Genomic DNA, 23,182 nt, shown 5'->3' on the forward strand with positions numbered 1-23,182 from the left:
CCGTCTGCTGAAACAGCCCGACCACACCTGATTCGCTGATCAACCTACTTTCGGAGGGGTCCACATGGGCCTGTTGTCCCGGCTCGGCGGTTCGGCCGCCCGCCATCCCGTTCGTGTCATCGTCGGCTTCGTGCTTTTGCTGGTGGTGCTGGGCGGTGCGGCCGGTGCGGTCGGCGCCGGATTCAGTGACGGCGTGCGACTGCCCGGCACCGATTCCCAGCGGGCCGCAGACCTGATCGACCAACGTTTCCCGGCCCAGGCCGGTGATACGGCCATGCTGGTCTTCGCGGACGACAGCGCCGGCACCTTGAACACGCCAGGCGACAGCAAACTGGCCGCGGTGCAACAGGTGCTGACAGAGGTTCGTGCGCAACCCGACGTCGCGGCGGTGGCACCGCTGCAGGTGTCCCCAGACGGGCGGGTCGCCTTCACCACCGTGCAATACACCAAACGGGCAGCCGACCTGGAGAAGGCGAACCTGGACCGGCTCGAGCAGGCCCAGGCCGGAGCCGCCCGCGCCGGTTTGGAGGTTTCGCTGCGCGGCCCGGTGGTCAACCAGCTCCGCGACCGGGCTGCCCCGGTCGGCGAGGTGATCGGCCTGATCGCCGCTCTCATCCTGGTCACCCTGCTGTTCCGGTCCTTCGCCGCCACCGCTGTCACACTCGTCGCCGCGGTCATCGCGCTCATGGTCGGTGTCGTCGCCCTCACCGTCATCTCCGGCTTCGTCGACGTGCCCAACGTGGCGCCCACCATCGCGGTGATGCTCGGCCTCGGCGCCGGCATCGACTATTCCCTGTTCATCGTCGCCCGCTTCCGCGACCGGTTACGCGCCGGCGACGAACCGGTGCGTGCGGCCGCCAACGCCAACGCCACCATCGGTGTGTCGGTCCTCACCGCGGGCGCCATCGTCGTGATCAGCATCTGCGGCCTCTACGTCACCGGCATCCCGGTCATCGGCCGGATGGGCATGGCGGCCGCGCTCGTGGTCGCCGTCTCAGCGATGACGGCGGTCACCCTCGTGCCGGCGTTCCTTCGAATCGCGGGCCGGCGGGTCCTGCCCCGCGCGGAACGCGTGGTCACCCACGGCACGGTCGACGGCACGGTCGACCCCGAACCGGAACACCGGTCATGGGCGGCCCGGCTCGCCGCGACCGTCGCCCGGCGGCCTTGGTTGTGGGCCACCGCGGTCACCGTCGCCCTGCTCGCCCTCGCGTCACCCATGCTGAACCTGCAGCTCGGCCAGCCCGACGACGGCACTCGCGCCACGGGCGACACCATGCGCGTCGCCTACGACCGACTCTCCGACGGCTTCGGCCCCGGCATCAACGGCCCCCTGCTGGTCGTCGTCGACCTGCGCCGAAGCACCGACCGCGCCGGAGCAGTCGAGAAGCTCAGGACCGCGATCGCCGCCGACGGCAACGTCGCCGCGGTCACTCCGGCCCAGACCAACGCGGCCGGCGACACCGCCGTCCTCACCGTCATCCCCAAAAGCAAGCCGCAAGACCGGTCCACCTCCGATCTCGTCCGCACAATCGGCGACCGGATCGGCCCGGACGCGCTCGCCGGCAGCCAGGCCGCCGCGTACGTCGGTGGCACCACCGCAACGTTCGACGACCTCGCCGCCCGCGTCTCCGCCCGGCTCGGCCCGCTGCTCATCGTGGTCATCGGCCTGTCGCTGATCCTGCTCGGCGTCGTCTTCCGGTCGCTGGCGCTGCCCGTGGTCAGCGCACTGCTGAACCTGCTTTCGATCGGCGCGGCGTACGGCGTCGTGACCCTCGCCTTCCAGACCTCGTGGGGCACCAGCTTGCTCGGCGTCGCCGAACAACCCGTGGCCTCCTTCGTGCCGATGCTGATGTTCGCCATCCTGTTCGGCCTCAGCATGGACTACAACGTCTTCCTGCTGTCCGCCGTGCGGGAGGAACGGCAACGCGTCACCGCATCCCCAACCGCACATGGCACGCCGAAGGCGACAGCTACCGTCGCCCGCGCGGTGGGCCGCACCGCCGGGCTGATCGGCACCGCCGGCGCCATCATGACGCTCGTCTTCGTCGGGTTCGTCGCCCACAACGAAACCGAGGTCAAAATGATCGGCCTCGGCCTGGCCGCCGCCGTACTCATCGACGTCACCCTGGTCCGGCTGATCCTCGCGCCCGCCGTCCTCGAACTACTCGGCGAACGCGCCTGGTGGCTGCCGAACTGGCTCGACCGCCGCCTACCAACCCTGGCCCTGGCCGAGCACTGAGACCCGGTCGATCACGCGGTTGCGTACGGGCCACGGTTGGGCCGGCGGACGGCTGTGCTGGCGCGCGGCGTGCTCACCGCCGAGGGAGTCCGTCCGATGGTGTGGCTGCCCAATCCGGCCGCATCGTGGCCCGGTTCGACCGGCCCGGCTACACCGCCCGGTGTCAGTCCAGGCCGTTGGCGTTGATCACCTCGCGGTACCACCCGGCGCTGGCTTTGGGCACCCGGCGCTGGGAGCCGTACTCGACGTAGACGAGACCGAAGCGCTTGCTGTAGCCCTCGGCCCACTCGAAGTTGTCCAGGAGCGACCAGACGAAGTAACCGCGCAGGTCGACGCCCTTGTCGATGGCCACGTGCGCGGCATTACGCCCACCAGCACACGAGGTCACCATGCAAACACGCTTCGGAGTCCGTAGATGAACCACGGCACGATGCTCTGCTCGCTTAAGACACGCCCCTGCGCTTGATCTGTCTTTCAGCTTCTTCACGGAGGATCTCGTTTATCCGCGCCAAGTAGTCGGGTCAGCGCTTGTTCCGCTTGCGGCCCGAGCGTGCCACCAATAGCCCAGATTGCCTTACGTGCCAGCGCCCTACTGTCGTCATAATCGAGATAGTCCAGGGCAAGCCGAGTTGCTTCGTATAACGCCGACACGGCTGCTGGGTCACTGAGCCTTTCAGCGTAATGGTCTCAGGACAGTAGGTAGGCATCGTCCCCGCCGGCTGCGACACGCGGAACCTGTTGCAGTCCAACGGAAAGACGTAGAACCCCGGTATGAAGGTGGTCCTCTCACAGTCCAACTTCATAGGGGTTCTGCGCCGGATGAGTGTCACATACACCGCCACGTTGACCGTGCGCGAGGAGACCGTGCTGTTCGTCTCAAGCCTGCTGCACGCCGAACGCCAACGACGTGGTACCCGCACCGGTACCCGCGCGTTGAGCTGCTTCAAGCAGGCGATCCTGGTCCTCCGCTGGTTCCTGGACGGCACCCGGGTTGCTCAGCTGGCGGGGGACAACGCGATCGGCAGGTCCACCGCCTACGATTACCTGCACGAGGGTGTCGGCGTCCTCGCAGCCCGCGCACCGAGCCTGGAAGCGGCGCTGCTCGCGGCGAAGATGGCCGGCTACGACCACGTCAACATCGACGGCACCTTGATCGAGACCGACCGGTGCCGCACCCCGGGCCCCACCCCTGGGGTGGACTTGTGGTGGTCAGGCAAGCACGACAACCACGGCGGGAACATTCAGGTGATCACCGCCCCGGACGGGTGGCCGCTGTGGACCTCGCCGGTACGCCCAGGCCGCGAACACGACACCACCGCCCTGCGCGAACACACCGAGATGCTGCCCCTGCTGACCGCGTGGACCAATGACCAACTTCGCGTCCTGGGCGATCTGGGCTACGAAGGCGAGGCCGGCACCATCACCATCGCGTTCAAGAAGCCCAAGAACGGTGAACTCACCGACGTCCAGCAGGCCTACAACAAGGTCCACAACGGGATACGGGCCGTCGGCGAACGCGGCAACTCCCTGCTCAAGACCACCTTCAAGGCGCTGCGCAACGTCAGCCTCTGCCCATGGAAGATCGGCAAGATCGCCGCAGCCGCCCTTGTCCTCCTGCACTTCCAACACGGCCGGACCACCTGATCACCCAACGCCACAACTCGTTACGCGGAAAAGCTCAGTGCGCCAGAAACGCCGGGCCGGTCCGGGTGAGTCGGAAGCGATGAGTGCGATGGCGGTGAGCGCGCTGAGTTCCGCGCACACTCGCGCCAGACGGTTACGGAGTTTGTCGTCGGCCTCGGTCAGTCGTGCGTGCGCCTCATCGAGGTCGACGAGGAGTTCCGGAAGCACCGTTGCCGGAGGCACGACGCCTACCTCGCGGGCGTATTGCCAGGCGGTGCGTTCCCATTCCTCGACATCGCTTGGAGTGACCGGCGCCCGCAATCCCCGGTCGACATTCCGGCGCGCCGCCTCCATGCGATCGTCCACGGGGAGCGCACCGCGGGCAACGCCGAGCGCCCCGACGATGCCATACAGGACTGTTCGTCGGTACAACGGCTCCTCCTGGTCATGGGAGCCCGCACGGCGAACACCGTCGGAGGACTTGGCGGCATCGAGGCCGGACGCCGGGCCGGGCGGGTTTGGCTCTACGACGATCGAGGCGTCCAAGGTCGGCCGTGTGAACCAGAGCAGGTGGGTGGGGATGGTGAGGAGTCGTGCCCAGTGGATGAGTCGGTCGATGTTGTGTTCGGGTTGGCCGGTTTCCATGCGGCTGATCTGGCCTTGTGTGACGCCTACCCATGCGCCGACGATTTCTTGGGAGATGGGGATGCCGTGGTGTGGGTGTCGGCGGTACGCGGCGATGAGGCGGCCCATGTGGCGGCGTTGGGCAGCTTCGAGGATGGTCGGGTGGGACCAGAAGGCCGCGGGGACTGCTGGTGGGTGCTGGCGTAGGCGGTCCACGGTGGTGGCGCATGGCGCGCAGTATCCGCCGTCGTTGTCGCTGGCCAGCGTCGATCGGCACCTTGCGCAACGGCGCCGTTCGTTCGACATGAGCTGACCTCACCATCCGCCAACGTCGCTAATGCGGTGAGTGTAGCGACATTGAGGATCGGACGTTGTGCATCAAGTGGCCGATCAACTCCAACGATGCTGGGATTGACGGTGGCCTGGGCGGTGCAGTCATGTTGGCCGGTCGCGGGCGAATGAACGACGTGGACGACGCCGTCGGCGTAGGCACTGAGCCGCCTCGATGGGCTCGTACTGAATCCACCTGCGGCTAACTCCGGCATCGTCTTGGAGGCCGGGGGTTACCGCACTCCCGCACGAATGACGATCCCGCGACGGGCCGGTGTGCCATGCATATCGCCCGCATGTTGATCATGCGTAGTTGGCCATGGCCCGCCCGGGAATGGCTGGTCAATGATGCATGCATCCAGGACATCGGTCCTAGTCGCCGCCGCTGGCAATCTTCGGCGTGGGCTGTGTTGTGTCGCTGCGGAGCGCCGGTTCCGTTCGGAAACGGTCAGGCAACAGGAACGCGACAGGCGCGACGGGAGGCGTGGGCGTGCTGTTGGCTGATGACTTCTATTGCGTGGCGTACCACGAACGGACCGGCCGTTCTTGGCTGCAGTCTCGGGTGCTGGGGTTGGGGCTGGCGGGTGCGTTGCTGGGCGAGCTGGTGCTGTTCGGTCGGGTGTGCATCGACCGCGGTGTGATCGCCGTCGTTGACGACGCCCCGCCGCCGGATCCGTTGGTGCATGCCACGTTGGCGCAGGTGTTGACGTTTTCGCAGCACCGTGATGTGCGGACGTGGTTGGCGTTTCTGGCCCGGACGGCCACGGATGCGGTGGCAGGCCGGCTGGTCGAGGGCAGGGTGTTGCAGCGGGTGCAACACCGCCGCTTCGGCCGTCGGCGGGTGTCCTACGCGCCGCGCGACGTGAATGTGGTGGCGTGGCGTCCGGTTCGGTTGGCGGGCCGGTTGACCGCGCCGGATCCGATCGAGGCGCCTGATGTGGTGTTGGGCGGGCTGGTCGGGGTGACCGGCCTGGCCCGGGTGGTGTTGTGGCAGCCGGAGCTTCGCGAGGCGGGGATGGCCCGGTTGTCCGCCGAGGTGGCGCGCCTGCACCCGTCGTTGCGGGACCTGCTCGCCCATGTTGAGGCCGCGTTAGGTGACGCGGTGCTCGCCCCGCATTGACCTGCCCGGCCCACGTGGCCGAACCGCTGCCCCGGCACTCGCCGCCGGCGCGGCCCTTCGTTGCCGGCTCCCCCTTCTGCTGTTCCCTCGATTCCCCGGAGTGGTGTGATGACGCGACCTGACGTGCTGCCGCGAGTTGATGTTGTTGCAAGGACCCTGGCCCGCAATCGCCTCGGCGTGCCGGCGGTGGTGTTTTTCGTGATGTCGGCCGCCGCACCGTTGACCGTGGTGGCAGGCCTGGTTACGAGCGGTTTCGCGGCGACCGGGGTGATCGGTATTCCCCTGGCGTTTGTGGTGGTGGGGGTGGTGCTGGCGCTGTTCTCGGTCGGGTATGTGGCGATGGCGCGGCATGTGGCCAACGCGGGCGCCTTCTACGCCTATGTCAGTCAGGGTTTGGGGCGTCCGGTCGGGGTTGCGGCGGCGTGGGTGGCGTTGGTGGCCTACAACGGGCTGCAGGTGGCGTTGTATGGGTTGCTCGGCGTCGCCGCGAGATCGCTGATCAGTCAATGGGCCGGCGTCACCGTGGCGTGGTGGGTGGTGGCGCTGGTCGCGTGGCTGGTGGTCGCGGTCCTCGGCCTGCTGCGGGTGGATGTCAACGGCCTGCTGCTCGCGCTGCTGCTGCTGGCCGAGATCGCGGTCATGGTGGTGTTCGACGTCGCTGATCTGCTGCACCCGGCGGGCGGGGCGGTCACGTTCGACACGCTCGCGCCGGGCAACCTGTTCGTGCCGGCGGCCGGGGCGCTGTTCGTGTTGGGGCTGTTGGGGTTCATCGGGTTCGAGTCCGCGGTGGCGTATGCGGAGGAGTCGAAGGACCCGCGCCGGACGGTGCGGATGGCCACGTACATTTCGGTGGCGCTGATCGCCGGGCTGTACGCGTTCTCGGCGTGGGCGATGACCGTCGCGGTCGGCCCGGACCGGATCGTGGCCGCCGCCCGCGAGCAGGGTCCGGAGGTGGTGTTCAACCTGGCCGCCGTCCAGCTCGGCGGCCCGGCCGCCGACGCCGGCCGAACCCTGTTGGTGACGTCCGCGCTGGCGGCGATGATCTCGTTCCACAACCTGATCGCCCGGTACGCGTTCGCGCTGGGCCGCGAACAGGTGCTACCCGGCTGGCTGGGCAGTACCTCCCGGTCCGGGGCGCCGCAGCTTGGGTCGCTGCTGCAAAGCGCGGTCGGGCTGGGCGTGATCGTCACCTACGCGGCTGCCGGCTGGAAACCCATTGAGCACCTGTTCTTCCTCGCCGGGACCAGCGGCGGATACGGGGTGCTGCTGCTGATCACCACCACCACGCTCGCGGTGATCGTCTACTTCGCCCGCCGCCGGGCCCTCGACAACGTGTGGCGGCGGCTGCTCGCCCCGACACTCGCGGCGGTCGCGCTGCTGATCATCACCATCCTGGCGACCGCCAAGTTCGACACCCTGCTGAACGTGCCGCACGACTCCCCGCTGCGATGGGCCGTCCCGGCCGGGTATGCCGCCGTCGCGGTCCTGGGCGTGGGCTGGGCCCTGCTCCTCAAGACCGCCCGGCCGCACGTGTACGCCACCATCGGCCTCGGCGCCAAGGCCGCCACCGCCGGCCTCGGGCTGACCGTGCCCGGCCCGCGACCGTCCACCGGCAGCAGCAGCATCGCGCCGATCCGTGCTGGGGGAGGGCCGGTCCGATGATCCGACCGCCGATGACCGCACCGCCGGTGTTTGCCGCTGCTGCACTCGGCGACGTCCACGTCGTTGCGAATCTGATCGCGAGCGCGTTTCACCCCTTGGACGTGGCTGCCTGGCTGGTCGCCGACCCGGACGAGCGGCTGCGGGTGCTGTACGCCGACTTCCGGATGCTGGCCGAGCATGCCATCACGTACGGCGAGGTACTGGCCGTCACCGACGGGCGTGGGGTGGCCGTGTGGCTTCCCCGCATCCCGGAGACGCCGCTGCCTGAGATCAGGGACTACCAGCGGCGGCTGTGGCTGGCCTGCGGCCCGTACACCGACCGGTTCACAGCACTGGACACCGCGCTCGCGGCGCACCACCCCACCGCAGCGCACCACCACCTCGTGGCCCTCGCCGTGCACCCCGACCGGCAGTCCCGCGGTCTCGGCTCCGCGCTGCTACGCGAGTACCACCGCCGCCTGGACCGGATGGGGATGCCCGCCTATCTGGAGGCGTCCAGTCCGAGCAGCCGCGCGTTGTATCTGCGGCACGGCTACACCGACCGCGGCACGCCGATCGACCTGCCCGACGGCGGCCCGCGGCTGTGGCCGATGTGGCGCCGTCCGTACCCGGACCCGGCCGCGGGGACCGCAGCGCCGAGAACGCCGCGTGAGCCAGGGAAGCGGGGTGCCCACGGTGACCTCGAGTCCTGAGCACATGCGGATCAACCGACCGCCCGGTCACCGGGATCCACGCCGGCCAGCACGCACGACGGATGCTGCTGACCGGTCCAGCGAACCCGGAAGCGTGGCCCCCTCGGTGGTGTCCGCCGCCGAGGTCGCCTGGATGCAGATCGGCGCGGACGAGTCACGCCACGAGCTCGGCGTGCTCAACCGCCCGCACAGGTCCGGCCGCGTCTTCGACGACGAACGCCGGCACACGTTCAACGTCCACCGCGATCGGAACCCGGAGCCGATCAACTGACCGCGCACCGGACCCAGGGGCGGGCTACATACCGGTTGCGTAGCCAGTTCCGGTGCGGCGGGCCGGGTCCACGGCCAGGAACCGGCGCATGGCGGCGACGACGTCTCGTGCGACGAACCCGCGCCGCCGCGGTGGCCTCCGCCAGTGTCAGGCGGAGCCCACCGCTCCTGCCCGGCCGGCGCGCAGTGCGCGACGGCCAACGTCGTCAACGTCGGACCGGCCACCGACGACCGGGCATCCCGGCGGCAGCCGAGTCGCTCCACATGCGTTCGGCGGTTCGCCGCAGCGGCGTCGACCGTCGACAGGACAACCTGGGAGGGAGCATGGACGAAACCCTTGCTGTGGCGGAGGCCAACGCATGCTGGCGCTGACCGGGACTCAGCCTGTCGGCCAGCGAATCGGCGCAGCTGCCCCGCGGACCGGCTCGTGTCCAGGGCGCTTGGGGTCGCCGACGGCGGCGCCCATGACCGCCGCCAGGACGCGACGCGGCCCAGCGGTGGTGGCCGTCGGGGCGGGACAGTGGTCGGTTGCGATCCGCAGGATCGTCGCCCGCTGCCACGCACCGGCCGTCAGGAGTCCGGAACGGGTCGCCGTCGTCGACGAAGACCGATCACTGACCTTCGCGGACCTTTGGCGCGACGCCTACAAGGTGGCCGCCCGGTCGCAGCCGGTGCCGCGGGGGACGGTGCAGCAGTTGCTCAGCCGCCCGCAGGTGCAGCTGTTCGTGCGGATGCTGGCCGCCTGGCTCGCCGATACGACGCCCATGCCGGCCCCGCTCGGCACACCACCGGCCGCGGTCACCGTCGCGGTGCAGGCCGCGACCGGCAGCGGCGGTCACTCCGGCGGGCCGTGGCTAGCTCACGGCTCGGCATCGTGACCGCCGCGCCGGCTTCGGTCATGGTCGTGCCGGACGGGCCGACCTGGGCGAAGATGGCCGCCGAGAGCCTGACCGACACCCTCGCCACCCACCCGGTCGTCACGGCCTGGCTTGCTGCGGGGCACGTCGTCCAGCCGTTGGTCGGGGACGTGTCGCTGCTGGTGCAGTCCGCAGCCGCCGCCGGCGGGGCGCTGATGCTCGACGACCGTGGCGGCGTGCTGGCCTGGAGCAGCACACCGGCCCGGCTGCCTCGCGTCGCAGCGACCCGGCGGGTGGTCGTCGACGACGGCTACGCCGCCCGCTGGGCGCTCCTCGAGGACGCGCTGCACAGCACCGTGCCCGACGGCACGCCCGACCACCTGCTGATCCTGCTCGCCGCCGCCGGCACGGGGCTGCTGTCCGCCCGACGCGCCGTGGCCTTACTCACCGCCTACCACCGCCACCTCGACGCCGCCGCAGCCGCCGCGCACACCGCAGCATTCGACCCCGCGCTGGTCAAGCTGCTGCACGCCTGCGGCTGGACGCCGGAACCGCAGCGGACGCTGACCGGCGGCCTGCCCTGGTGGCCCGTGCACCGCCAGCCCCGACGGCACCGCGCCGCCCAACTGGCCGGGCCAGCGGGCACGGAGACCAGCGAGTCCGTCCGATGACGCCGAACGCTGCCGGCGCCGTCGGCCCGGACACGCCCCCGGCAGCAAACCCTGCAGCTGCGCACAGGCCGGGGTACCCGGCGCACACCTACGGCTCAGGAGCAGGCGTGATCCACACCGCTCGGACCGTCGGCCACCGCCAGATGTCATATCCGGCGCAGCCTGGAACCTGGATCCGTGACGACCTCACCCGGCCGCCGACCGTGGCCGGGTTCGCCAACGCGATGTACGGCGGGTTCTACAACCAGGCCGTGGACCGGCACCTCGTCGCGGACATCGCTGCGGCGTGGCCACCGATCCGCGACCACATGCTCGCCGGCCGGGCCGCCCAGGGCCGGATCGTGCGGTATCTCCTCGACGCCGGCGTCGAGCAGTTCCTCGACATCGGCGCCGGGATCGCCCGGCACGGCGCCACCCACGACATCATCGCCGCCGCCATCAGCGACGAGAACCTGCAGCTTCGGCAGCGGCCGTTCCGGGTCGTGTACGTCGACATCGACCCCATCACCACCACCGTCAACCGGTCGCTCCTCGAGCAGTTCCCCTGGGCGGCCGCGGTCGGCGGCGACCTGCAGCACCCGGCGACGATCCTCAACAACGACGTCGTCAACGACCTGCTCGACTTCGGCCGGCCCGTCGCCGTGCTGCTGCTCGGCGTGCTGCACCACGTCCCGCACCGACCGGGCCGGGTCGTGCAACGCCTCGCCGAGGCCCTGTCCTACGGCAGTTACCTCGCCATCTCCCACCTCACCACCGACCCCAACCCCGCCGGCGCCGCCGCGCAACGCCACGCCGCGGACCTGCTGGCCGCCACCCCCACCCCGCTCTACCTGCGCCACCCCGCCCACGTCGCCGCCCTGCTGCGTGATCCACGTCTTCCGGCCTTCACCCTGGCCGAGCCCGGCTACGCCCCGGCGGACCAATGGCGACCCGACCCGGACGACGAACCACCGTTCCCCGCCCCGCACCTGCTCACCGCCGTCGCCGAGCTCACCCCGCCTGCACGCCACAGCCCTGGAGCATCCCGATGACGACCGTCGACCCCACGGCATGGGACCCCGTCCTCGCCGACGCCCGCGCACACGCTGCACGAGGCGACAACCGCCCAGCGTCGCACCTGCTCGCCGAACTGTTACGCGAGCTCGATCCGGCCACCACCGAACCGGATCATCAGGTGCTCGCCGTCGCGGCCCTCTACCTCACGGTGAGCGAACCCGACACGGATGATCTGGGCGAACGACCGGACGAGGTGGCGTGGGCCCGACACGCCGTCCAGACGGCACGCACCCTGTACGGCGTCTACCACCCGAACACCATCGACGTGACCGAGCTGCTCGCGAGCCACCTGTCGGACCGTGGGCACGACCGTGAAGCGGACCAGGTACGGCAGCAGCTGATTGCGCTGCACATCGAGCGCGGCGCGGTCTCCGAGTCCTTCTGGGCGCGACTCGAGCTGGCCTGGCAGTGGCACGGCAGGGGCCAGTGCCGCGACGCGCACCGCGGAGCCGAACAGATCTGGCAGGAGTGGACGGCACGCTTCGGCGACACCGGGCGCTTGTCGGCGCTGATCGCGCTGCAGGTCAGCGGCATGCTCCGCGCCTGCGGCCGAACCGCCGAGGCCCACCCCTACCTGGATATTGCCGACCGCCCCATCCCCGCCCGGGACGACCCTCGCCGTGACGCGTACGCGACCTACCTGCTGGCGTTCTGTGTCGCGGCAATCGACCACCAGCTCACCTGTGCCTTCACACACGATGACCTCCCGTCGTCCACGAGCCGCACCGCGGAGGACACGGTGCACGCGAACGTATCTGGCAGCCCCGGGGACGCCGGGTGATGCCGGCAGCATCATCCGGGCGTCCCGGGCCCGACCTTCGCCTCGCGATGAGCCGCACGATGCGCCGGCAGCAGGGGCCCGGTGTCGGCGTGCTTGTCGCCCGGCTGCGGCAGTTGTCCGTCGACAGCCCGGCCCGGTTCGCGGTCATCGACGGTTTCGGGCCGTTGACCTACGCCGAGCTGTGGCAGCGCGCCTACGACGTGATCGCGCGGACACCCCCGGCCCGGCCCGGCGCGGTGCAGCCGCTGCTCGGCCGGCCGTCCGCGGACATGATGGCCCGCCTGGTCGCGGCGTGGCTCACCGACACCGTGCCGATGATCGTCCGGCTGGGCGCCCCACCGGCCACGGTCGCCGCCGCGGTCCGGGCGGCGGCCCGCACCGGCGGGCACCGGTGCGGGCCGTGGCTGGCCCACCTCACCAGCCACGGCGCGGTCCTGCTCGGCGGAGCCCCGCCGACCAGCCACCGCACCGCCGCCGCGTTCGGGCTGCACCCCGACAGCTCGCTGCTGCTCGGCGCGGACCCCGCCGAGCCCCTCGCCGCCGAACTTGTCATCCGGCAGCTGATCCTCGGCGGCACCGTCGTGCTCGCCGGCACCGACCCCGACGCCTGGCAGACCGCGCTGCGCATGCACCGGCCCACCGTGACCCTCGTCGGCGGCGAGATCGTCCACCGGCTGCGCCGCTACCCCCAAGGCCTACCGGCCAGCGTCCGCACCGACGGCACCCTGCGCCGCATCCTCGTCCCCGCCGAGATCGCCGCCGACGACGCGGACCGGCTGACCGGCGCCGCCCCGGACATCCGCGTCACCGCCGTCTACCACCGGCCGGGCGTCGGCGCCGCGACCAGCACCCTGACCCGCGGCGGCCGCGCGGCCGTGTTCACCGCCGTGCCCGGCACCGTCCTGCGCGTCGCGGGTCCGAACGGCGGCCACCTGCCCCCGCACCGCGTCGGGCTGCTCGAGGCCAGCAGCGACCTCGGGGAGACCGCCCACCACGCCGGGCAGCCCTGCACCCCGACCGTGACCTGGCGCACCGCCGGCGACCTCGCCACCCGCACCACTACCGGCGGCATCGTGCTGCGCCGGCTCCAACCGCCCGACACCTACACCGCCGCGAACGGGCAGCGCATCACCGTGACCGCATTGACCACCGCAGTACAACGACTCCCAGGCGTCGCCGCCGTACAGGTCCTGGCCCTGCCAGACCCGCACGGGCTCGTCCGGGCGCACCTGAGGATCACCAGCAACCGGCCCGACCTCACCGCCACAGGGGTGGCGGCAGCCTGCACGGCGGCCGGCACCCCGATCCAAGCCGCGGCGGTCGTGATCACCCACACGGCGGAGCCCTCGTGATCCCGGACCAGTCGGCCGCGGCGACCGCCCGGGCGCCGACATGGCAACCGGCCCGACCGTCCGGCCGCCGGACGGCCGCGGGAACCGCACCCCCGGACCTGGTGGGCAACCGATCCGCCAGGGCCCGCACCAACCCCTGCGGCCGTCGCTGCCGCGCGCTGGCACCGCCGTGTGCCAGCCCCGCCATCACGCAATGCTTCGGACCGAGGATCTACGATGACTGCCTCCGTGCCGCCAGACGGCAACGCCGACCTCTTTCGGCGCATCGACACGACCGTGGCGCATCCGGCACGCCGCTATAACTACTGGCTCGGCGGGAAAGATCACTTCCCCGCCGACCGCGAGTCCGCCGAAAAGATCATGAAGAAGTTTCCGCACGTCGCCGAGGCGGCCAAAGCGAACCGGGCGTTCCTCGGCCGGGCCGTACGGTACCTGGCCGAGCAGGGTGTGCGGCAGTTCCTCGACATCGGCACCGGCATCCCGACCGCCGACAACACCCACGAGGTCGCGCAGGCCGTCGCCGCGGACAGCCGGATCGTGTACGTCGACAACGACCCGATCGTGCTCGCCCACGCCCGGGCGCTGCTCACCAGCACCGACAGCGGCGCCGTCGCCTACCTCGACCAGGACCTGCGCCACCCCGAGCACATCCTCGCCGACCCCGGCCTGGCCGCCACCCTCGACCCGGCCAAGCCGGTCGGCCTGCTCCTCGTCGCGGTCCTGCACTTCATCGCCGACCACGACGACCCCGGCCGGATCGTCGCCCACCTCCTCGACCCGCTGCCGCCTGGCAGCCACCTGGCGCTCAGCCACGGCACCGCCGACTACCTCAACCCCACCGCCCGCGCCGCCCTACCCGCGCTGACCGCCGACGACGCGGCCCAATTCCACCCCCGCAGCGACCGTGAGATCAGCGCATGGCTGACCGGCCTCGACCCCGTCGATCCCGGACTCGTCTCCGTCGTGGACTGGCACCCCACCGAAGAGCCGCTGCACAGTGCCGCAGACATCGGCGTGCACTGCGTTGTCGCCCGCAAGCCGTAATCCATCGCCTCCAGGCCCGCCCACACCAGGTCTGGGCGGGACACGACGAGGCCGTCACCCGTGCACACCGCAGCCCTGACGCCACGCCGAAAACGCCCTCACATCCCCATCCGATCCGCGATCGACGAGGAGTACCTGCACATGTCCGACGTTCTCCAGTCCCGCCCCGCCCGACAGGTGATGGCCATCTCGCCGGTCCGGCGGCCTCGCCGGGCCGGTCCACGGCACGCCCTGCACCGCGCGACATGGCTGTGCGGCGGCTGCGGCGATCCCTGGCCGTGCACCCTGCGGCGGACTGAGCTGCTTGCCAAATACCGCGACAACCCGGGTGAGCTACACCGAATGATGGACTTCTATGCACAGCTGGCCGCTACCTCGGCGCCGGATGCCAATCTCGCCGCCGCCCTGCAGTCGCAGATCGCCGACTGGGTACCGCAGCGCACCGCAACCCAACCCGATTGTGGCCATGTGGCCCGAATCTTGTAGCCTTATGGCTATGCGCCTCAAGAAGGTTTCCGGGACGACGATGTATCGCCGGATCGCCATCGACATCGCCGAGCGCATCACCGAGGGGGAGTTCTCGCCCGGCACGGAACTACCGAGCGAGAACGACCTCGCCCAGGAGTACGACGCAAGCCGGGACACGATCCGCGACGCCATGACCGAACTGCGGTCCATGGGAATCATCAACTCTGAGCGCGGCCGGCGCTCACAGGTCCGCGCGGCCACGCCGCAGGGTGAGATCGCTGTGACAGGCCCGGTCCGTATCGCCGCCCGGATGCCGACCTTCCCCGAGCGGGAGCAGCACGATGTGCCCGATGGCGTGCCGATGCTGGTGATCCAGGCAGGTGAGGACACCGTCGTGGTGCCAGCGGACGCTTTCGTGATCTGCCCGCAGCCCTCCGGCAGCGCGACGAAGCCGAAGGTTGCCGTTCCCGAACGCCAGCCGAGGGCTCGACGTGGTGTGCGGCAGCCCTGATGACCGGGGCACTCGCGCGTCCCTCTACCGCAGCTATGAGCACCTCAAGCGCCGGTGGTGACAGCCGCCGCCAGCCCCTGTCAGGCGCCAACGTCCTAGCGACGGCGGCGTCGCCACCAGCGCTGGCTAGCCGGGACTAGTGTCGCCGGCCATGGACAGACTCGCCATCATCGGCTGCGGCGGCTCGGGCAAGACCGTCCTGGCCCGCCGCCTCGCCGACCAGCTCGGCCTGACGGTCACCAACCTCGACGCGCTCTACTACGACGACGGCTGGAACCCGACCCCGATGGAGCAGTTCGCCGACATCCAACGCGACCTGGTCACCGCCGACCGGTGGATCGTCGAGGGCAACTACGCCTCCACCCTCCTAATCCGGCTCGCCCGCGCCGACACGGTGATCTTTCTCGACCTGCCGGCCCGGACCTGCCTCTGGGGCATCGCGCAACGCCGCTGGCGCTACCGAGGCGGCCAACACGCCGACGGGGTCTACGACCGCATCACCTGGTCGTTCATTAGGTACGTGCTCGGCTACCGGCGCTCGATGCGCCCGCGGGTCACCGCGCTGCTCGCCGAGCACGGCCAGTACGTCCGCTACGTCCGGCTCACCAGCCGCCGGCAGGCCAACCGATTCCTGCGCCAGCTCGACACCGCCAGCCCAAACCTAACCCTCAGCACCGGAGGCGACCCTGTCCACCCCGAACGCCCCCTTCACCGACCCAGCCCTGATCCGAGGCACCCTCTACGGCACCGCCCAGCGGCTCGGCCAGCGCACCAACGCACTACACCGCGCGAAAGTCGCCGGTACGGATGCCGCCGCCACCATCGCGTCGCTCGCCGCCGACACCAGCCCCGCGCCACGCCGGATCGCCGACATCGGCTGCGGACGGGCACCACGACCGTCCGGCTGCCCGCCAGTACCCCACAGCGGCCATCATGGCCATCGACCAGTCACCGGCCCCACTGCGCGTCGTCGCCGTCGCCCTGCTCATGATGGACATGGACGCCCAGAGCTGACGATCAGAGGCTCAGCCGTACGGTGAGGACCACATACCAGAGGATCACATTGGCGACGACGGACGCGGCGGCGGCGAGCACGGTGAGGCGCCACATCCTCGGCCGGTCGCGCAGGCGGGTCAGGACGGCGACCGCGGCGACGCCGAGGACCAGCTGTTCCAGCGACGGGACGAGCCTGGCCAGGCTGTACGGGTCCAGCGGCGCGTCCCAGACCGAGCTGTAGACGAGCGGGACGCTGACCGCCTCCCCGGACAGCAGGCCAAGGGTCGCGCCGATCGCGGCCGAGCCCGGCGACGCCGGCGCATGGCGGACGACGTGGCCCAGCCATCCCACCGTGCCGCCACCGATGAGCGCACCGGCGATCCAGAACACGACCGGCCGACCGATCGCAGCCCGGCCATCGACGCCGTCCCGTCCGCGCTGCTCAACGCGTCGACATACCAGCGTTGACCGGCGACGATGAGCAGGTAGTAGACGAACACGGCGATCGTGAGCGCTGCCGCACCGGCCACGATCGAGGACCTCGGCCGCCGCGTCGTGTACCCGGCGACGAGGGCGACGAGCCCCCAGGCGAATCCGGAGCTGAACAGCGGCGTGGCGTAGGCCGCCACCGAGTCGTCCAGCAGATCGGGGAGATAAGCGGCGACGCCAAGGCCGGCACCGAGCGCCACGGGCAGCCGGGCATTCACACAGCGCTCTCCGCGTTCTCAGGGCAGCTCAAGTCGATGATCTGCCGGAACCGTCCGGTGACGCCGTTGCCGACGTCGTCGAGTACCTTGTCACGCCGCTGCCATTCGAGACCATCCAGCCCCAACGAGGACTGCCGCAGCTTCATCATCTCGGCGAGAGCGGCGTCCTGGACGGGGGATCGGTCGCGGCGAGAGAGGTCCGTGCCCAGGTGCAGTGCCAGAACCAGGCCGCGTCCACCCGGCCCATGTTGATTTGTACTTCATCGGGTTGCCGTCGACGATGTCCGGTAGCTCTGCGGCGCGGGTTCGTGCCAGTCCGGTACGAGCTGAAGCATGACCTCCACCGCACAGGTTAGCGTTCACGCCGAGGGCTGAGTCCCGAGCCATTCATCGGCGAACACATGGATGACGTTTGGTTCGATTCGAACCAGTGCGCCCAACGGGATGCGCCACCCCCCTACCGCCAAGGCGCGCACGATGGTAGATCGGGCTCGGGGCGGGCTAGCTCTCTCCGCAAGTACGGTCAATGCCCTCGCCTGCCGGTCTGGGTCGGTGATCGATCGGGCCAGTGCCTCGGCTCGGTCGGGGTCACCGGCACCAGCGACCGCCGCCACCACCTCGATCAACACCCGCGACTGCTGGTCCGGGTCGGTGATCGATCGGGCCAGTGCCTCGGCTCGGTCGGGGTCACCGGCACCAGCGACCGCCGCCGTCACCGCGGACAACGCCTCCGCCTGCCGGTCCGGGTCGGTGATCGATCGGGCCAGTGCCTCGGCTCGGTCGAGGTCACCGGCGCCAGCGACCGCCGCCACCACCTCGATCAACACCCGCGACTGCTGGTCCGGGTCAATGATCGACCGGGCCACAGTCTCAGCCAGGTCGAGGTACCCGATACGAGCGACCGCCGTCACCACCTCGATCAACACATCCACGTCGTGCCAAAACGGGCCGGTGATCGACCGGGCTACTGCCTGTGCCCGCTCTGCCAGTGCCTGTGCCCGCTCTGCCATTGCCTCGGGCCGGTCGCGCTCGCCCGCACCAGCGGCCGCCGTCACCACGGCGGACAACGCCTCCACCTGCCGACCCGGGTCGGTGATCGATTGGGCTAGTGCCTCGGCCCGGTCGAGGTCACCGGCACCAGCGGCCGCCGCCACCACCGCGGACAACGCCTCCATCTGTCGATACGGGCTGCGGATCGATCGGGCCAGTGCCTCAGCCCGGTCAACGGCACCGGCAGCAGCGACCGCCACCGCTACCGAGATCAACGCCTGTGCCAGCCCGTCCGGATCGATGATCGACGGGGCTAATGTCTCGGCCCGCTCCGCCAGTGCCTCGGCCCGGTCATGGTCGCCGGCACCACCGACAGCCGCCACGACCGCGGTTAGCGCCTTCATCTGCCGATACGGGTTGGTGATCGATTGGGCCAGTGCCTCGGCCCGGTCAAGGTCACCAGTACCGGCGACCGCCGCCGCGACCGCGGACAACGCGTCCGCCTGCTCATACGGGTCGGTGATGGATCGGGCCAGTGCCTCGGCCCGGTCAAGGTCACCAGTACCGGCGACCGCCGCCGCGACCGCGGACAACGCGTGCGCCTGCTCATACGGGTCGGTGATGGATCGGGCCAGTGCCTCGGCCCGGTCAAGGTCACCGGCACCAGCAACCGCCACCACGACCGCGTTGAACGCCAACGCCTGCCAGTCCATTTCCGAAACGGTGAACGACCGGGCCAGTGCCTCGGCTCGCTGTGCCAGCGCCGCGACCGAGTCATGCTCGCCGGCACCAGCGACCGCCGCCGCTACCGCCCTCAACGCCTCCATCCGTCCAATCGGGTCGGTGATCGACCGGGCCAGTGCCTCGGCCCGCTCCGCCAGTGCCTCGGCCCGGTCATGGTCGCCGGCACCAGCGGCCGCCGCTGCCGTCAACGCCTCCGCCTGCCAGCGCGGGTCGGTGATCGATCGGGCCAGTGCCTCGGCCCGGTCAAGGTCGCCAGCGCCAGCAAGCGCCACCGCCACCGCGGACAACGCATCCTTCTGCTGACCTGGGTTGGTTATCGATCGGGCCAGTGCCTCGGCCCGGTCAACGTCGCCGGCGCCGGCGACCGCCGTCACCGCCGCGGACAACGCCTGTGCCTGACTGTCTGGGCTGGTGATGGTTCGGGCCAGTGCCTCGGCCCGGTCAAGATCGCCAGCGCCAGCAAGCGCCGCCACCACCGCGGACAACACCCGCTCCTGCCGATACGGGTCGTTGATCGATCGGGCCAGTGCCTCGGCCCGGTCAAGGTCGCCAGCGCCGGCGACCGCCGCCGCGACCGCGGACAACGCGTCCGCCTGCTCATACGGGTCGGTGATGGATCGGGCCAGTGCCTCGGCCCGGTCAACGTCGCCGGCGCCGGCGACCGCCGTCACCACCGCGGACAACGCCTGTGCCTGACTGTCTGGGCTGGTGATGGTTCGGGCCAGTGCCTCGGCCCGGTCAAGGTCGCCGGCGCCGGCGACCGCCGCCACCACCGCGGACAACACCCGCTCCTGCCGATACGGGTCGTTGATCGATCGGGCCAGTGCCTCGGCGCGGTCAAGGTCGCCAGCGCCGGCAATCGCCGCCGCCATCCCGGGCAACGCCACCGCCTGCCCGACCGGGTCGGTGATCGACCGGGCCAGCGCCTCGGCCCGGTCAACGTCACCAGCACCAGCAACCGCCGCCGCCACCGCGGACAACGCCCACCCCTGCCGATACGAGATGGTGATCGACCGGGCCAGCGCCTCGGCACGGTCAACGTCACCGGCACCAATGACCGCCGTCACCACCGCGGACAACGCCAACGCCCGCCCGTCCGGAGCGGTGATCGACCGGGCCACTGCCTCCGCCCGCTCCACCAGTGCCTCGGCCCGGTCTTGGTCGCCGGTACCAGCGACCGCCGCCGCCACCGCGATCAACGCCTGCACCTGCCGGCCCGAGTCGGTGATCATCCGGGCCAGTGCCTCGGCCCGGATGGGCTGTCCGAGGGCGGCCCAAACTGCGGGAAGGTTAGTGGGGGTGTTGGAGTTGCGGTCGGTGAGTCGGTCGCGGTGCCAGGCCAGCCGGAACGCGGCGAGCAGATCGGGTGCGGATTGGGCGTTGATGAGGGTGAATGCAGCGGCGATGTCAGCGAGGGCGGCGGCGTCGCCGCCGGTAGCGTGGAGCATGCGGTCGTGGCGGGCGGGGTCTGTGGCCAGGGCCACCAGCCGCGGCACGTCGGCAAGGTCGGCGAGGAGCCGGGGGTAGCCGCGCAGCAGGTAGGCGGGGGTGTCCGCCGGCCAGCCGCGGCGCTGGTAGCCGCCAGCCCAGGCGTGAATGCGATCGCGGAAGCTGGTGAGGGTATCCGGACCGAGCCGGTCGATGGCCTGCACGCGCAGAGTTTCGTGCGTGAACAGAAACACACGGTCAGTGGTGTGCGGGTCGGCGCGGCCGGCGATGGTCCGGCCGAACAGGCCGTGCAGTAGCCGGTCGATCTTGAACGCGGGTTGATCGGTCAGCTGCTGCAGGTCGCGGTGGTGCAGACCGCCACCGCAGGCGGTGACCAAGCCCAAAACGTCGAAGCCCAGACCCTGATGGCGGTCGAGGTCGACCGCCAGGACCTCGTCCAGCTCCCGCTGGGCCTGCGCAGTAACTCGTTCGGCGTGCGGCGACGGTGCCAGCCGCCGGACCCGGCAGGTCCGCAGCGGGTGGTCAAGGGCGACGTCAGCGGGTATCGGCGGATCAGGCCGCCCAGCCACAATGACCCGCAAACCATCGGGTGGGCGCTTCGGCAGGCACGCCGCAATGCTCGGCAGGCCGGAACCCGGCAGCGAACCACAATCCTCATCCAGACCATCGACCAGCAGCACCAGCCGGCATCCCGCCTCCGCGGCCCGCGTAACCGCCGCTGCCAGCAAGTGCCGGCGTAGCCGGTCCCGGGCAGCGGCAGCAGTAACCGGCGGGAGCTGTTCGCCGGTGATCGCCGCGAGCTGCTCAAGCAGCCCATCGGTGAACGCCGTACTGTCGGCCTGGCCGGCATAACGGGCCGTGACGAAGAACGACACCACCCACACCCCAGGCGGCGGATCCAGGACGAACCAGGCCATCAACGCCGACTTGCCCGCCCGAGCCTCAGCCTGCCACCACACATATGCTTCGTCCCCAGCCGTGCACCACGCAACCAGCTCGTCCAATTCGCGCTGCCGGTCCAAAAGCTGCAGCGGGGCGATGTCACCGACCTGGTCGATGTAACCCGGACGCCACCACGAGCCAGGCTGCTCGCGCCGCCCGGCATTGCCTGCGGGGCGGACCTGCTCGCCCATAACGGTCACCAGCAGTGCCGGGCCGGCACCGACCAGCTCGGCGAATCCTGGGCTGGCGAGTAGGTCCGCAACCGGGACGGCCTCCAGCCGGGACGGCTCGAACCCGATCGGGTCATCTACAAGCACCCCAAGGACGTGGCGTCCGTCACCGGTCAACACCGCCGCTCCGGACATACCCGACCACGGCGAGCTGGTCCGTGATGACTCGTACGGCAGCGCACTCGTGACGTTCAGCGCATACCGTCGGATCCGCCGCCCAGCCGCCGGCATAATGAACCCCGCGATGTGCTCCTCGACGCGAACACCGTCGCTGGTCTTCTGCACCCGCGGATACCCGATCGCGGTACACGGCACCGGGCCCACGCCCGAGACGGTGGCCCAGTACGTGCCGATACCCACCCAGCGCCGGGTCGGCACCCGCACCAGCGCCGCATCCAGCGTCGGATGCCGCCACACCACAGCGCCGCGCAACTCCTCCTTGCCACCAGCAACGACGAACACCTCGTCGTCGTCCGCGACTACATGTGCCGCCGTCAGTACCAGATCGGCGCCCACCGCATAGCCCGAACCGCGCCCGCCAACCGCGCGAAGCACCTCGACCACCCGGGCGGTCACGTCGTCGATCATGCGAACGTCAGTCGTCGCTCAGCTGAAGCTTGCCGCCCGTGGCATGCAACTCCGGCTTGAGGACCAGCTTGATCACGTGCGTGGCACTCGTCGTCGCATCGATGCCACCGCCAACCGTCACCACACTCCACAAACCGGCCTTAGCCTCACCTTTCCGAGTATTCGCAACGACTACCTGCAGCTGGACCTCGACGCTCTCACACGAGAACGACAGATCCTCGCCCTGTGCCCGATCAACCGCCTCTCTCAACTGTCCGCGCAAACTCTCCAAAGCATCGGCCAACAACAGCTCACCGTGCACCAGGCCACCCTGGGCCAACCTCTCGGCAGCATCCACATCGACCTTCATACCGCGTCCGAGCTCAGATAACAGCAGCCATTCGTACGACGCCACAACGTCTCCCAACCGGGGCACCAGCGACTGCCGTTGTCCAGCGGAGCCCAATCCCGGCGACCTTGAAAAGGTTGGCGTAGTCGTTGCTCCAGCCGGCAGCCAAGTCGTGAAACCTCGCCAACTCCTGCTCGCCGGCGCGAAACCGTGTCAGCTGGATAACCGACTACGAGATCGACAAAACACTGTCGACCAACCGTTCCACCCCAGCCGCGCAACGGTGCCGCTCGGCGCTAGACCCGGCGATACGCCCGCACGTCTGGCTGCGAGACGGCCGAGCTGATCCGGATTCAGCTTGTATCGCGTCATGTCGATGGCGCTGCACGTTGGGTCTCGCGTCGGTGGCTTATTGTAGTGGCGTTGTTCGATCGGCGGGGGAGGGGCAGCGGTGGGTCTGTCGCTGTACGGGGACCCGGATGAGTTGGATCGGCTGGCGGACAGGCTTCGCGACCGAGCCGCGGAATGCCGGACCTGCGCGGAGGATCACGAGCGGCAGGCGGGCGCGACGGCATGGCATTCGGTCGCGGCCGACCAGTGCCGGCAGCGAATCTACGAGGATCGGCTGGCCGCGGACCAGGCAGCGGCCGACTTGGAGCACGCGGCGCAGGTGCTGCGGGCGCATGCGCAGGTGGTGCGGGAGCGGCTCGCACTGATCGCCCGGTATGAGCGCGAGATCACCGGTTGGTTCGACAGAGCCGGCTCGCTGATCCGGCGGGTGGCGTCGGAGGTGCCGTGGTCCGGATGGCCGTACTCGCCGCAGAACCTGCCGCCGACGGGCGATCTGCGCTGGCTTGATGTCGGGGCGTTCATGCAGCGACAGGGGGTGATCTGAGTGCAGCCGC

At 70.3% G+C, this 23,182-nt stretch carries 21 protein-coding genes and 1 pseudogene; 16 read left to right on the top strand and 6 right to left on the bottom strand.

The annotated features are described in order from the left end of the window. Window positions 1-64 precede the first annotated feature (64 nt). Window positions 65-2,242, top strand: coding sequence for an MMPL family transporter (locus tag ACQEVU_RS12435; protein ID WP_433322685.1), 2,178 nt, complete (start codon window positions 65-67; stop codon window positions 2,240-2,242). Between the two features lie 163 nt (window positions 2,243-2,405). Here ACQEVU_RS12435 and ACQEVU_RS12440 read toward each other — a convergent pair. Beyond that, window positions 2,406-2,603, bottom strand: a pseudogene (locus ACQEVU_RS12440) (family 1 glycosylhydrolase); the annotation flags it as partial. Between the two features lie 458 nt (window positions 2,604-3,061). Here ACQEVU_RS12440 and ACQEVU_RS12445 point away from each other — a divergent pair. Then, window positions 3,062-3,886, top strand: coding sequence for a transposase family protein (locus ACQEVU_RS12445; RefSeq protein WP_433334898.1), 825 nt, complete (start codon window positions 3,062-3,064; stop codon window positions 3,884-3,886). Here ACQEVU_RS12445 and ACQEVU_RS12450 read toward each other — a convergent pair whose 3' ends face one another. Continuing rightward, window positions 3,887-4,795, bottom strand: coding sequence for a helix-turn-helix domain-containing protein (locus ACQEVU_RS12450; protein ID WP_433322880.1), 909 nt, complete (start codon window positions 4,793-4,795; stop codon window positions 3,887-3,889). A gap of 508 nt (window positions 4,796-5,303) precedes the next feature. Here ACQEVU_RS12450 and ACQEVU_RS12455 point away from each other — a divergent pair. From ACQEVU_RS12455 to ACQEVU_RS12515, 13 genes are all read left to right on the top strand, one after another. Then, window positions 5,304-5,939 carry a GOLPH3/VPS74 family protein gene (locus ACQEVU_RS12455; RefSeq protein WP_433322881.1) on the top strand — a complete coding sequence of 212 codons (636 nt, stop codon included), beginning with the start codon at window positions 5,304-5,306 and terminating at the stop codon, window positions 5,937-5,939. Between the two features lie 108 nt (window positions 5,940-6,047). Continuing rightward, window positions 6,048-7,601, top strand: a complete 1,554-nt coding sequence (locus tag ACQEVU_RS12460; RefSeq protein ID WP_433322882.1) for an APC family permease — start codon at window positions 6,048-6,050, stop codon at window positions 7,599-7,601. 101 nt (window positions 7,602-7,702) lie between these two features. Beyond that, on the top strand, window positions 7,703-8,293 hold the full coding sequence (locus ACQEVU_RS12465) for a GNAT family N-acetyltransferase (RefSeq protein ID WP_433322883.1): 591 nt from the start codon (window positions 7,703-7,705) through the stop codon (window positions 8,291-8,293). 94 nt (window positions 8,294-8,387) lie between these two features. Continuing rightward, window positions 8,388-8,564, top strand: a complete 177-nt coding sequence (locus ACQEVU_RS12470) for a hypothetical protein (RefSeq protein WP_433322884.1) — start codon at window positions 8,388-8,390, stop codon at window positions 8,562-8,564. A 463-nt stretch (window positions 8,565-9,027) separates the two neighbouring features. Next, complete coding sequence (locus ACQEVU_RS12475) at window positions 9,028-9,441, top strand: hypothetical protein (RefSeq protein WP_433322885.1); 414 nt, start codon at window positions 9,028-9,030, stop codon at window positions 9,439-9,441. After that, the gene (locus ACQEVU_RS12480) at window positions 9,414-10,091 is read left to right on the top strand and encodes a hypothetical protein (RefSeq protein WP_433322886.1); all 678 of its coding nucleotides are present in this window, start codon (window positions 9,414-9,416) and stop codon (window positions 10,089-10,091) included. Before ACQEVU_RS12475 ends, ACQEVU_RS12480 begins: the two co-directional genes overlap by 28 nt. A gap of 107 nt (window positions 10,092-10,198) precedes the next feature. Further along, a complete protein-coding gene (locus ACQEVU_RS12485; RefSeq protein WP_433322887.1) occupies window positions 10,199-11,122 on the top strand; it encodes an SAM-dependent methyltransferase in 924 nt (307 codons plus the stop codon). Further along, entirely contained in the window at window positions 11,119-11,928 is an 810-nt protein-coding gene (locus ACQEVU_RS12490) for a hypothetical protein (protein ID WP_433322888.1), read from the top strand. The genes ACQEVU_RS12485 and ACQEVU_RS12490 overlap by 4 nt, the downstream gene beginning before the upstream one ends. Window positions 11,929-11,975: 47 nt before the next feature. Continuing rightward, window positions 11,976-13,280, top strand: coding sequence for a hypothetical protein (locus ACQEVU_RS12495; protein ID WP_433322889.1), 1,305 nt, complete (start codon window positions 11,976-11,978; stop codon window positions 13,278-13,280). A 216-nt stretch (window positions 13,281-13,496) separates the two neighbouring features. Then, window positions 13,497-14,324: an SAM-dependent methyltransferase gene (locus ACQEVU_RS12500; protein WP_433322890.1), complete on the top strand. Its 828-nt coding sequence runs from the start codon at window positions 13,497-13,499 to the stop codon at window positions 14,322-14,324. Window positions 14,325-14,465: 141 nt separating this feature from the next. Beyond that, window positions 14,466-14,810, top strand: coding sequence for a hypothetical protein (locus ACQEVU_RS12505; protein WP_433322891.1), 345 nt, complete (start codon window positions 14,466-14,468; stop codon window positions 14,808-14,810). A gap of 10 nt (window positions 14,811-14,820) precedes the next feature. Next, on the top strand, window positions 14,821-15,303 hold the full coding sequence (locus ACQEVU_RS12510; RefSeq protein WP_433322892.1) for a GntR family transcriptional regulator: 483 nt from the start codon (window positions 14,821-14,823) through the stop codon (window positions 15,301-15,303). Between the two features lie 151 nt (window positions 15,304-15,454). After that, the gene (locus ACQEVU_RS12515) at window positions 15,455-16,294 is read left to right on the top strand and encodes a hypothetical protein (protein WP_433322893.1); all 840 of its coding nucleotides are present in this window, start codon (window positions 15,455-15,457) and stop codon (window positions 16,292-16,294) included. A 26-nt stretch (window positions 16,295-16,320) separates the two neighbouring features. On the opposite strand, the gene ACQEVU_RS12520 is transcribed toward ACQEVU_RS12515, so the two are convergent. From ACQEVU_RS12520 to ACQEVU_RS12535, 4 genes are all read right to left on the bottom strand, one after another. Next, window positions 16,321-16,689, bottom strand: a complete 369-nt coding sequence (locus tag ACQEVU_RS12520; protein WP_433322894.1) for a hypothetical protein — start codon at window positions 16,687-16,689, stop codon at window positions 16,321-16,323. Between the two features lie 313 nt (window positions 16,690-17,002). Next, window positions 17,003-17,155 (bottom strand): hypothetical protein, encoded by a 153-nt coding sequence (locus tag ACQEVU_RS12525; RefSeq protein ID WP_433322895.1) that lies wholly within the window; start codon window positions 17,153-17,155, stop codon window positions 17,003-17,005. 210 nt (window positions 17,156-17,365) lie between these two features. Continuing rightward, window positions 17,366-21,949: a trypsin-like peptidase domain-containing protein gene (locus ACQEVU_RS12530; RefSeq protein ID WP_433322896.1), complete on the bottom strand. Its 4,584-nt coding sequence runs from the start codon at window positions 21,947-21,949 to the stop codon at window positions 17,366-17,368. A gap of 7 nt (window positions 21,950-21,956) precedes the next feature. Beyond that, entirely contained in the window at window positions 21,957-22,343 is a 387-nt protein-coding gene (locus tag ACQEVU_RS12535; protein WP_433322897.1) for a trypco2 family protein, read from the bottom strand. A gap of 385 nt (window positions 22,344-22,728) precedes the next feature. Here ACQEVU_RS12535 and ACQEVU_RS12540 point away from each other — a divergent pair, with 385 nt between their 5' ends. After that, window positions 22,729-23,172: a hypothetical protein gene (locus ACQEVU_RS12540; RefSeq protein WP_433322898.1), complete on the top strand. Its 444-nt coding sequence runs from the start codon at window positions 22,729-22,731 to the stop codon at window positions 23,170-23,172. Window positions 23,173-23,182: the final 10 nt, after the last annotated feature.

The sequence above is a fragment of the Dactylosporangium sp. CA-139066 genome, from assembly GCF_050936175.1.
Lineage (GTDB): Bacteria > Actinomycetota > Actinomycetes > Mycobacteriales > Micromonosporaceae > Dactylosporangium.